This is a genomic window from Paracoccus binzhouensis (assembly GCF_016446475.1).
In the GTDB taxonomy this organism is placed as follows: Bacteria; Pseudomonadota; Alphaproteobacteria; order Rhodobacterales; family Rhodobacteraceae; genus Paracoccus; species Paracoccus binzhouensis.
Genome location: NZ_JAEHFP010000143.1, coordinates 1 through 9706, shown reverse-complemented (window position 1 = coordinate 9706; position 9706 = coordinate 1). Strand labels below are relative to the sequence as shown.

Sequence of the window (9706 nt, the reverse complement as noted above, 5' to 3'; positions counted from 1 at the left end):
AGTTACCCCAGCTAACTTTGAAGAGCGCGCGCGCGATGTGGAAAACCTCATCCGCGACACCGCCAGAAGCCTCAACATGGCCGCGAAGAAAGGGGCGTCTGTCGCCCCATCGTCGTCCCGATCCACACCCGATCGAGACGAAGACGCGGCATCTAATAATCCCGACACGCCCCGCCTTTCTATCGATCTGCCGGGAGGACGCCGATGATCATCGCGCTCCTCAACCAGAAAGGCGGCGTCGGCAAGACGACGCTGGCGCTGCATCTCGCCGGTGAACTAGCGAGCCGGGGAAAGCGCGTCACGCTGATCGACGCCGACCCGCAAGGCTCCGCACTCGACTGGTCCCAGCAACGCGCCCATGAGGGCCTTCCTCGCCTATTCGGCGTCGTTGGTCTGGCCCGCGACACGCTGCATCGCGAGGCCCCCGAATTCGCCCGTGACGCCGACACGATCGTCATTGACGGCCCACCGCGTGTCGCTGGCCTCATGCGCTCCGCGCTGCTTGCCGCCGACCTCGTGCTGATCCCGGTGCAACCATCGCCGCTCGATGGCTGGGCATCAGCCGAGATGCTGTCCCTCCTTGCGGAGGCCCGCATCTATCGGCCCCAGCTCGTCGCCCGCTTCGTGCTCAACCGTTGCGGTGCCCGCACCGTCATTGCGCGCGAGACGGCCGAAACGCTCGCCGACCATGATCCTCCGGTGCTCACCAGTGCCATCGGCCAGCGCGTTGTCTTCGCCGACGCAGCGCAATCCGGGCGGCTCGCCAGCGAGATCGACGGGCGCTCCCCCGCTGCCCGCGAGATCGCCGCGCTTACCACCGAGATCAGCCGGCTTTGCATCGGGAGGGTTGCGCCATGAGTGAGCGCGCGACCCGCCGAGGATTCGCAGCCCGTCCGGTCGATCCCGACGACTGGATCAAGGCCGTGGACACGCCGCCGGTGCGTGACAGCGCTGCCACCGCCAATACGGCCAGGCTGACCATTGATGTCACCCCCGGGATGCGCGGCCGCATCAAGGTCGCCGCATTCAGCCGCGGCATCACTGTCGCGGACATGCTGCGCGAGCTGCTCGCGCGCGAGTTTCCCGACCCATCAGGAGATCACTCATGATCGGTGCTGCCGCTCCCCACGATGATCTGACCCGTGTGGAACTGACATGGGTGGAGAAGAGAATCGAATACTGGATCAGGTTCGGTCACGAGGCCGGAACGCAGATCCTCGACCGCAACCGCCGCATCGTCTGTTTCCGCCCCGGTGCCGTTTTCGCCTTCGTTCGCTGGGCCGCGAACGACTACGGCACCGTCATCTCGCGCATCGACATCGTGCGCGCCGTGGCATCCGGCAATGCCTATCAGACGCTGCCCTTCGTCCGTCCGGGCGGCGAAATCCTTCTGAAGATCGAAGGCTGGCAACACGTCGAGGACGTCCTTCGCCATGTCGATACCGTCGAGGGGCTCGGCATCGATCCAGCCGAAGTCGATCCCGATCACTGGCGGCATGTCGCCCACTGGATGAACGCGGGCGAAGCGCCGCGCCCCTATTCGATGGAGCGCCACCGGGCATGGCTCCGGCGCCGGGAGATCGGGCAATGACCCGCGCAACTTATGTTCTGGTGACGGCTGCGGCGCTGGCCATCGTCATCGCCAGCTTCGTTCCGACATCGCCCAGGCTGGTCTGGAACGCATCGGCCAGCGTGCCGATCGGCTTCTACACCATCGCGCCGGCCGAGCGGATCGAGGTGCCCGATCTCGTTGCCGTCATGCCGCCTGAACCTGTCGCCTCCTTCATGGTCGAACGCGGCTACGTCGCACGCGGCGTGCCGCTTCTCAAACGCGTGATCGGCCTGCCGGGGCAGCGCGTATGCCGCGACGGCCGAGCAGTCGCCGTCGATTCCGTTCCGCTTGGTGAAGCCCGAGACCACGACCGCCAAGGCCGCGACCTGCCGGTCTGGCAGGGCTGCCGCATCATCGCCGAGGGCGAGGTTTTCCTGATGAACCCGGACGTCAGTGACAGCCTCGACGGCCGCTACTTCGGCCCGCTCCCCGCATCAGTGGTGATCGGCCTCGCCACCCCGCTTTTCACGGACGAGGACGGCGATGGCTTCTTCGCTTGGCGCGCGTCGATGCGGTGACGGCGCGCCCATAGCGGGGCGTGCAAGCGGCCTCGCCCCTGTTCCACCGCAAAAGGAAAGGAGCCTTCAGTGGCACAGATCGGTCAATTCACACGTACCCCGTCCGGCTATTCCGGGCATGTCCGCACCCTCTCGCTCGACGTCGAACTGACCTTTGTTCCGACGGACATTGCCGAGTCGGAGAACGCGCCCGCCTATCGCATTCACCTTGGCGACGAGGACGGGCCGGAAGTCGGTGCAGGCTGGAAACACTCCGGCGAACGCGCGGGAACCTTCATCTCTGTCCTGCTCGACGACCCCGTCTTTCAGCATCCGATCCGCGCCCGCCTGTTCCAGTCGAATGAGGCCGGCCGCGACTGGGGCCTGCACTGGACCCGCCAGAAGAAACGCGGCGAGCAGGAGTGATCATGATCACCTCCTGCATTTATCCCGCCACCGTAAGATGCGGCGCACCCCGCCGCATCATCCTCTTTCTTCTTTCCGGCCTGTTCATCTCCGCAGCCGCAACACCGCCGGTTCTGGCGCAGATCGCCGTGTCGGATCGCGCCGTCGCCGCGCATCCGCATGACGCTCATATTGCCGAGGCGTCGCAACGCTTCGGTATTCCCGCGTCCTGGATCGTCGCCGTCATGCGCGCGGAAAGCGCGGGCGATATCCGAGCCATCTCGTCGGTGGGCGCAATGGGGCTGATGCAGGTCATGCCCGATACCTGGGCGGAACTGCGCATCCGCTATCGCTTAGGCCACGACCCCTTTGAGCCGCGCGACAATATCCTCGCGGGCACGGCCTATCTGCGCGAGATGTGGGATCGCTACGGCAATGTCGGCGCGATGCTTGCGGCCTACAATGCCGGAACCGGCCGCTACGACGAATACCGCTCGACGGATCGTCCGCTGCCCGCCGAAACGCGCGCCTATGTCGCCTCGCTTGCGCCCATTCTGCTTGGTGAGCGACCCTCGGGGCCCGCTTCCACTGTCGCCCGACCGCTCGATTGGCGCGAGGCGGCGATCTTTGTTGCGCGCAACAACGGCACTCCCGCAGCCGATCCCGCAACGCCCGACCGAAGGCCGGACAATGCCGCTCCCCTCGTCCCGGCCGCACCGGACGCGCTCGCCGGCTCTCAGCCGGAGGGGATGTTTGTCGCCCGCAAAGCCAGTGGGGACAGGCCATGAACGGCTCCGCGGCAATTCGCATCCCATCGTGCGATGGCGTGGCGTGGAGGGCACGAGAGGTGGCGGCAGGCACCACGACCGAAGGATGGCAGGATAAAAGGGCGCACGGTGCGGCTCAGGCGGGCGGTTGTTTTTGTTCATGTTTATGGCGCGTTCCGCACCGTGCAGCGCCTTGGCGCACCGTGCGCCCAATGACCATCGCTTTGAATTTCCACACTGTTTTACACCGTGCGAGGCAGCGCCATGTCCGATGAACGCGAGTTCCGCGTCCGTCCAGGGCGAATCCGTTCGACCCGAGCCCAATCTGCTCGGCCCTTCATCGCACAGGCGCTCGCCGCGGCGAAGAAGGCAGGCGGCGGCGTCTCGCGATCTGGCCGCATCACCGCTCCCAACCGATCCCGCTTCGGGCGCGGCCAGCGCGCCAGCATCCAGGCAAACCGGTTCATCACCTCCCGCACACGTGGCGCTGTCGTCAAGGCGCGCGTGGTTCGCCACAGCACGCGCTCCGCGCCGCTCGGAACACATCTCGACTATCTGCGCCGCGATGGCGTGACCCGTGATGGGGAGAAGGCGCGGCTGTTCGGGCCGGGAACGGAGGATGCGGACGGTCGAGCCTTCACCGAGCGCTGCGGTGACGACCGGCATCACTTCCGGTTCATCGTCTCGCCTGACGACGCCCCCGAAATGTCCGACCTCCGATCCTTTACCCGCGATCTTGTCGGGCAGATGGAAACGGATCTCGGCACGCGGCTCGATTGGGTGGCGGTCGATCACTGGAACACCGCACATCCGCATGTCCATCTGATCGTGCGCGGCATGCGCGATGATGGCCAGGATCTCGTGATCTCCCGCGATTACATCAAGGAGGGGATGCGCGACCGGGCGCGCGATCTCATCACCCTGGAGTTGGGGCCGCGCACCGATCTCGACATCCGCCGAACCTTGGAGGCCCAGATCGAGGCGGAACGCTGGACGCAGCTCGACCGGCAGCTTGTTCATGATGCCGGCAAATCCGGCATCGTCAACCTGGCGCCTCTCGCCGACCAGCAGCCCGACGCGTTCCATACGCTGAAAGTGGGCCGGCTGCGCACTCTTGAGGTCCTTGGTGTCGCCGGACAGATCGGCCACTCGCAATGGTTCATCAAGCCCGAGGCCGAAACGGTCCTGCGCGAATTGGGCGAGCGCGGCGACATCATCAAACGCATGCACCGCGCATTGACCGAACGCGGCAGCGAGCGCGGCTCGGCGAGCTATGTGCTGGCCGGTGAAAGCCTTGATGTCCCAGTCATCGGCCGCCTGGTCGAGCGCGGCCTCGATGATGAACTGAAAGGCACGGCCTATTCGATCGTTGATGGTGTCGATGGCCGCACCCATCACATCAAGCTGCCGCATCTCGATGCCGCAGGGGACGGCCCGCCGGGTTCGATCGTCGAGCTGCGCGCTTATGAGGACGCACGGGGCGCGCGCCGCGTCGCGCTCGCCGTCCGCTCCGATCTCGATCTGGGTGCGCAGGTAGGCGCCCCCGGTGCAACCTGGCTCGACCGGCAGGCCATCGCCCGCGAACCCCTCGCCCTCTCGGACAGCGGATTCGGCGCGGAAGTCCGTCAGGCGATGGACGAGCGTGCCGAGCATCTCATCGACGAGGGTCTGGCCGAGCGACAAGGCCGGCGCGTCGTCTTCACGCGCCGGCTGCTCAACACGCTGCGCGACCGGGAGGTCAATGCGCTTGGCGAGAAGCTGGCCAATGAAACCGGCTTGCCATTCAACCGCGCCGGCAGCGGCGAGTATGTGTCCGGTACCTATCGCCAGCGCCTCGCGCTCGCCTCGGGCCGCTTCGCCATGATCGACGACGGCCTCGGATTCCAGCTCGTGCCCTGGTCTCCCTCCCTCGAAAAACAGATCGGCCGCCACGTCTCCGGCGTGGCCCGCGACGATGGCGGCGTCGATTGGGATTTCGGGCGCAAACGGAGCCTCGGTCTCTAGCTCAAACGGAAAGGAACACCGCCCATGTCCGCAACCAAGATCCTCTGGGGCCAGATCACCATCGTCTTTCTCATCATTCTCGCCACCACCTGGGGCGCGACGCAATATATCGCCTGGAGCCTCGGGTTTCAGGCGCAACTGGGCCCGCCCTGGTTCGAACTCTTCGGCATTCCGGTCTATTACCCGCCTGCCATCTTCTGGTGGTGGTATTTTTATGAAGCCTATGCGCCGCCGATCTTCGCCACAGGCGGAATCATCGCAGCGTCGGGCGGCTTCATCGCCATCGCGGTCGCCATCGGTATGTCGGTCTGGCGGGCGCGGGAGGCGAAGAACGTCGCCACCTACGGCTCGGCGCGATGGGCGGAAAAGCCCGAGGTCAAGGCCGCGGGTCTGCTCGATCCCGATGGTGTTGTGCTCGGCCGCTACGAGAAGGAATACCTTCGCCACGATGGGCCGGAGCATGTGCTGTGCTTCGCGCCGACGCGATCCGGCAAGGGCGTCGGTTTGGTCGTACCGTCTCTTCTGACCTGGCCGGGCTCGGCCATCGTCCACGACATCAAGGGCGAGAACTGGCAACTGACCTCCGGCTTCCGGTCCCGCCATGGCCGGGTGCTGCTGTTCGACCCGACCAACCCGAAATCCTCGGCCTACAATCCGTTGCTCGAGGTGCGCCGCGGCGAGTGGGAGGTGCGCGACGTTCAGAACATTGCCGACATCCTCGTCGACCCCGAAGGGAGCCTGGACAAGCGTAATCACTGGGAAAAGACCAGCCATTCGCTGCTCGTCGGCGCGATCCTGCATGTCTTGTATGCGGAGCCGGACAAGACGCTGGCGGGCGTCGCCAAATTCCTTTCCGATCCGAAGCGCCCGGTGGAATCCACCTTGCGCGCCATGATGAAGACCCCGCATCTGGGTGAAGCCGGGCCGCACCCCGTCGTCGCCAGCGCGGCGCGCGAGCTGCGCAACAAATCCGAAAACGAGCGGAGCGGTGTCCTTTCGACCGCGATGTCGTTTCTCGGCCTTTATCGCGATCCGGTCATTGCCGAGGTGACGCGCCGCTCTGACTGGCGGATCCGCGACATCGTGGAAGGTGAATGCCCGACCACGCTCTACCTCGTCGTACCACCTTCGGATATCAACCGCACCAAGCCCCTGATGCGATTGCTGCTCAATCAGATCGGCCGCCGCCTCACCGAGGATCTACAGGCGAATACGAAGCGGCATCGGTTGCTCCTGATGCTGGACGAGTTTCCTGCCCTCGGGCGGCTCGACTTCTTCGAATCCGCTCTCGCCTTCATGGCAGGCTATGGCCTCAAGAGCTTCCTGATCGCGCAGTCTCTGAACCAGATCGAGAAGGCTTACGGGCCGAACAATTCGATCCTCGACAATTGCCATGTCCGGGTGAGCTTCGCCACCAATGACGAGCGCACCGCAAAGCGCGTCTCCGACGCCCTCGGCACCGCCACCGAGATGAAGGCCATGAAGAACTATGCCGGGCACCGGCTGTCGCCCTGGCTGGGGCATCTCATGGTGTCGCGCTCGGAGACAGCCCGCCAGTTGCTCACACCCGGTGAGATCATGCAGCTTCCCCCGGACGACGAGATCGTCATGGTCGCCGGTATCCCGCCGATCCGGGCGAAAAAGGCGCGCTACTATGAGGATGGACGTTTCACCGAACGCCTGCTTTCGCCACCGGAGTTGAAGCAACCCGACAAAGCCCGGCCCAACGACTGGGCCGCGCTCCCAATCCCGCCACGTCCGGAGAGCGCCGAAGCATCGTCCGAACATCCGGCCGAGGATGAAGACCCCACCGAATCCGAACGCAGGCTGCAACCTGAACTCAGCCGCATAAAGCCGGTGGAGAAGAAAAAGCCCATCGAGAACGAGTTCGAGATCGGGCAGCCCGACGACGCCGACGAGGACGCCACCCGAAATCGGCGCATGATCCGCCACGCCCAGGGCATCGCGCGTCAGGTCGCGATGGATCCCAATGACCGCATGGACCTGTAGCGCAATGACCAACCCTCGCAAGAAGAAAAAAGTGACGGCCTATCTGGATCCGGAAGTCGAGAAGGCCCTGGCGGATTTCGCCGCAAGGCGGGATCAGTCCCAATCGATGATCGCCGAGGCCGCCATCGCCTCGTTTCTGTCGCCCGACGATGCCGAGCGCCGGGAGGCGGTAATTGCCAGACGCCTCGACCAAATAGATCGCCGCATGACGCGCATGGAGCGTGATCTCGGCATCGCCGTCGAAAGCCTCGCTGTGTTCATCCGCTTCTGGCTCACAACCACACCGGCCTTGCCCGAGCCCGCCGCTCAGGCCGCACGCGCCAAGGCCGGAGAGCGCTACGAAGCCTTCATCGCCGCGCTCGGCCGGCGCCTCGCACAGGGGCCAAAGCTTCGGCAGGAAGTGTCGGAGGATGTGGCAGCACCAGAGCGGTGAACAACGCCGCCTTAAAGTTCGTCAGCGAAGAGCCCTTCAGCGACAATCGGAAGGAGCGCAGCACGGCAGGGATTTCGCGGATGCAGCGACGTGTGCGGCCCATAACCGACGCTTGGCCCCCACAAGGTGCTGCTGCGCAGCGTCACCGAAGCGGAAATTCGTGGTGCCACGCAGCATCCTGATGCGCTAAGGCTCGCAAATGATCAGAAGTCGCTTGGATCTTTGCTTCCTGTGTCGGTTGGCAGTTGCCAATTTCGCAATCCTTTGGTCGCCTGACGCAGACCCCACATCATGGCCTGGTATGAACTCGTGTCCGCGCGGAAGGGGATATTCACATACATCGTGCCGTCATCCTGCGGTGTCACTTCGACGCCCCGGTCAGCGAGCATCTCAAGCCAGATATCGGCGATCGTCTCGAACTCCTTCAGGCTGTCCCACTGACCGTAGCGCTCCCAGAGTGCCCTGTGGGCATCACGGAGGCGTATAAAGAAGGGGGCGAACCAGTGCCCTTGAAGAGCCGCAGATATCTCCGGCAACTCTTTTTCGGTGTCTTTATCGAGACCATCGGCAGTGCCCAGCACGTAGGAAGCATATTTCACGAGGTTGCCAATGTTGCGCTGAGCTTCGATTAACAGCTCATCGTAATTCGCGTCGTGGCGACACTTCAGAATGGCTTCCCGCACATTCGATCCAGCCTCGGCAAGGATGTTCAGAAACACCCCTTGATAATTCTCCAACGAGGCTGCTCCAAAGCCCGCTGAAATCCGGCAGGCTGCATACTCGTCCCAGGACGCCTCAATGACTTCTAGTCGAAGGCCCTCGTACCAAGTTTCGGGCCGGTAACGGAGGATCAGGTTGGGAAATTGCCGATCTTTTACAGCATTGATTTCGACATGAGCGCATTCATGGGCAATGATATGGACCACCTCTTGGCACGCCTTGCTCTCGGGCTCTTCGAGAAGCCCCTCAAGGATCGCCGCGTTGAAGAGGATGTGCGATTTTAGCACACCGTCTCGAAATACAGTCGGCGTCATGGCGACCCCGAGGCCCCAGTCTTTGCTGGCGATAAGGTCTGAGGAGGTTTCAACTCCCCGATCCAGCTCCCGTAGGGCATCGGAATAGTCATAGGCCAGGGTCACGCCGTCTAGCGTTGCGAGATCCATGTGTTGGCCGAAAAAATGGATAAGCCCCAGTACATTCGAGCCGATCGTACGTGCATCTTCCTCGCGAGCATAGTTCCGCGCCGACGCCGACAAGTTAGAGGGGGTAGTTGTCTGAGGCTGTTCGGACATCCTGCTTTCCTACCGTTGCCCAAAATGGGAAGGTTTGGTCGTTCGCTCGAGCTGCAAGTCTTTCTAATGCGCCTTGCGGCGACGCGACACCGGACCTGAAATCTACACTCTTGGCAAACTACCAGACGCCCCTTGAGCGGCGGGTGACGTCCCTGTTACTTGGTGACTGGGCCTCGTAGGAGGCATTATTGGCCAGCCAATGGTGTTCTCCCATGTAATTCTCGCCAAGTCTTCACTCTACCTATTGCATTGCAACCGATCAATGACCACCATATCTTGGGGTGAAGGATCGGTCGGTAATGGATGAAGATATCTGTCGGATACTAAGTTTGGATGGTGGTGGGGCCAAGGGCTTCTACTCGTTGGGAATTCTGCGGGAAGTCGAAGCGCTGCTACCGCGCCCCATCCACGAGACATTCGATTTGATTTTCGGAACGAGTACCGGCTCCATCATCGCCGCGCTTCTCGCCATCGGCCGACCTGTCGAGGAAATCCACGAGCTATATAAGGAGCGGGTGCCGACCATTATGCGGGCCAAGAGCCGATCCGCAAAGTCCGAGAAGCTGCGCGACACTGGGAAAGAGGTGTTTGGGGCTACGGGGGCTCTGTTGCATAACTCAGGTGATGGGCGCGGTTACCCCCTCCCCGGACAGACTTATCCTACAGCTTCCGTGACCGGGATGCCG

At 63.5% G+C, this 9706-nt stretch carries 11 protein-coding genes and 1 pseudogene; 11 read left to right on the top strand and 1 reads right to left on the bottom strand.

Annotated features, from left to right (window positions below):
* The 10 genes and pseudogenes from I9P22_RS24685 to I9P22_RS21465 form a co-directional block, all read left to right on the top strand.
* Positions 1 to 208, top strand: a pseudogene (locus I9P22_RS24685) (replication initiator protein A); the annotation flags it as partial.
* Positions 205 to 858 (top strand): ParA family partition ATPase, encoded by a 654-nt coding sequence (gene parA, locus I9P22_RS21505; protein WP_199261998.1) that lies wholly within the window; start codon positions 205 to 207, stop codon positions 856 to 858. The pseudogene I9P22_RS24685 and the gene parA, both read left to right, overlap by 4 nt.
* The gene (locus I9P22_RS21500) at positions 855 to 1109 is read left to right on the top strand and encodes a hypothetical protein (RefSeq protein WP_199261996.1); all 255 of its coding nucleotides are present in this window, start codon (positions 855 to 857) and stop codon (positions 1107 to 1109) included. Before parA ends, I9P22_RS21500 begins: the two co-directional genes overlap by 4 nt.
* Positions 1106 to 1591 carry a DUF2840 domain-containing protein gene (locus I9P22_RS21495; protein ID WP_199261994.1) on the top strand — a complete coding sequence of 162 codons (486 nt, stop codon included), beginning with the start codon at positions 1106 to 1108 and terminating at the stop codon, positions 1589 to 1591. Before I9P22_RS21500 ends, I9P22_RS21495 begins: the two co-directional genes overlap by 4 nt.
* Positions 1588 to 2130, top strand: coding sequence for a S26 family signal peptidase (locus I9P22_RS21490; RefSeq protein WP_199262002.1), 543 nt, complete (start codon positions 1588 to 1590; stop codon positions 2128 to 2130). The genes I9P22_RS21495 and I9P22_RS21490 overlap by 4 nt, the downstream gene beginning before the upstream one ends.
* 69 nt (positions 2131 to 2199) lie before the next feature.
* On the top strand, positions 2200 to 2535 hold the full coding sequence (locus I9P22_RS21485) for a DUF736 domain-containing protein (RefSeq protein WP_199261991.1): 336 nt from the start codon (positions 2200 to 2202) through the stop codon (positions 2533 to 2535).
* Between the two features lie 2 nt (positions 2536 to 2537).
* Positions 2538 to 3302: a lytic transglycosylase domain-containing protein gene (locus I9P22_RS21480; RefSeq protein WP_199261989.1), complete on the top strand. Its 765-nt coding sequence runs from the start codon at positions 2538 to 2540 to the stop codon at positions 3300 to 3302.
* A 243-nt stretch (positions 3303 to 3545) separates the two neighbouring features.
* Positions 3546 to 5285 (top strand): relaxase/mobilization nuclease domain-containing protein, encoded by a 1740-nt coding sequence (locus I9P22_RS21475; protein ID WP_199261987.1) that lies wholly within the window; start codon positions 3546 to 3548, stop codon positions 5283 to 5285.
* A gap of 24 nt (positions 5286 to 5309) precedes the next feature.
* Positions 5310 to 7295 carry a conjugal transfer protein TraG gene (locus tag I9P22_RS21470; RefSeq protein WP_199261985.1) on the top strand — a complete coding sequence of 662 codons (1986 nt, stop codon included), beginning with the start codon at positions 5310 to 5312 and terminating at the stop codon, positions 7293 to 7295.
* Entirely contained in the window at positions 7276 to 7728 is a 453-nt protein-coding gene (locus tag I9P22_RS21465; protein ID WP_456299616.1) for a CopG family transcriptional regulator, read from the top strand. Before I9P22_RS21470 ends, I9P22_RS21465 begins: the two co-directional genes overlap by 20 nt.
* A gap of 203 nt (positions 7729 to 7931) precedes the next feature.
* Here I9P22_RS21465 and I9P22_RS21460 read toward each other — a convergent pair whose 3' ends face one another.
* Positions 7932 to 9020 (bottom strand): hypothetical protein, encoded by a 1089-nt coding sequence (locus I9P22_RS21460; RefSeq protein WP_199261982.1) that lies wholly within the window; start codon positions 9018 to 9020, stop codon positions 7932 to 7934.
* A 299-nt stretch (positions 9021 to 9319) separates the two neighbouring features.
* Between I9P22_RS21460 and I9P22_RS21455 the strand changes: the two genes are divergently transcribed.
* Positions 9320 to 9706, top strand: a 387-nt coding sequence (locus I9P22_RS21455) for a patatin-like phospholipase family protein (RefSeq protein ID WP_199261980.1), incomplete at its 3' end; no start/stop codon positions are given.

Excerpts from the sequence above, each read along its gene's own strand:
- I9P22_RS21475 (WP_199261987.1), top strand. The coding sequence starts at position 3,546 with ATGTCCGATGAACGCGAGTTCCGCGTCCGTCCAGGGCGAATCCGTTCG.
- I9P22_RS21480 (WP_199261989.1), top strand. The coding sequence starts at position 2,538 with ATGATCACCTCCTGCATTTATCCCGCCACCGTAAGATGCGGCGCACCC.
- I9P22_RS21490 (WP_199262002.1), top strand. The coding sequence starts at position 1,588 with ATGACCCGCGCAACTTATGTTCTGGTGACGGCTGCGGCGCTGGCCATC.
- I9P22_RS21500 (WP_199261996.1), top strand. The coding sequence starts at position 855 with ATGAGTGAGCGCGCGACCCGCCGAGGATTCGCAGCCCGTCCGGTCGAT.
- parA (WP_199261998.1), top strand. The coding sequence starts at position 205 with ATGATCATCGCGCTCCTCAACCAGAAAGGCGGCGTCGGCAAGACGACG.
- I9P22_RS21495 (WP_199261994.1), top strand. The coding sequence starts at position 1,106 with ATGATCGGTGCTGCCGCTCCCCACGATGATCTGACCCGTGTGGAACTG.
- I9P22_RS21465 (WP_456299616.1), top strand. The coding sequence starts at position 7,276 with ATGACCGCATGGACCTGTAGCGCAATGACCAACCCTCGCAAGAAGAAA.
- I9P22_RS21470 (WP_199261985.1), top strand. The coding sequence starts at position 5,310 with ATGTCCGCAACCAAGATCCTCTGGGGCCAGATCACCATCGTCTTTCTC.
- I9P22_RS21460 (WP_199261982.1), bottom strand. The coding sequence starts at position 9,020 with ATGTCCGAACAGCCTCAGACAACTACCCCCTCTAACTTGTCGGCGTCG.